The sequence below is a fragment of the Bacillus cereus group sp. BfR-BA-01355 genome, from assembly GCF_022663675.1.
Classification (GTDB): domain Bacteria; phylum Bacillota; class Bacilli; order Bacillales; family Bacillaceae_G; genus Bacillus_A; species Bacillus_A thuringiensis_S.
In genome coordinates this window covers 1-227 of the sequence record NZ_JAKUFY010000456.1, presented here as the reverse complement: position 1 = coordinate 227, position 227 = coordinate 1, and the positions used below count along the sequence as shown (strand labels likewise).

The following is a 227-nucleotide window of genomic DNA, read 5'->3' as shown; positions in this document are numbered from 1 at the left end:
TGGTTTTCCGTCTTTATCCGTCAACTTTACACCGGTTAAAATGTTTGTTGTTATTTGCTTTGGACCTGAATTTGTATTCTCAACAGGGCTGCTTGCTAGCTTATGTTCTGGTTTGCCAGTAACAGTTTTAGTTGTTGGATCTTGCTCCGGATTGTCAGTAACAGGTTTAGCTACTGGATCTTGCACTTGTTTATTAGTATCCTGTTTGGTGCCATCTTCTTTAGAGT

Annotated in this window: 1 protein-coding gene; it reads right to left on the bottom strand. The window is 39.6% G+C overall.

Annotated elements, in window-relative coordinates:
* The coding region (locus MR167_RS32460; RefSeq protein WP_242316308.1) for a hypothetical protein at nucleotides 1-227 on the bottom strand (227 nt) is incomplete at both ends.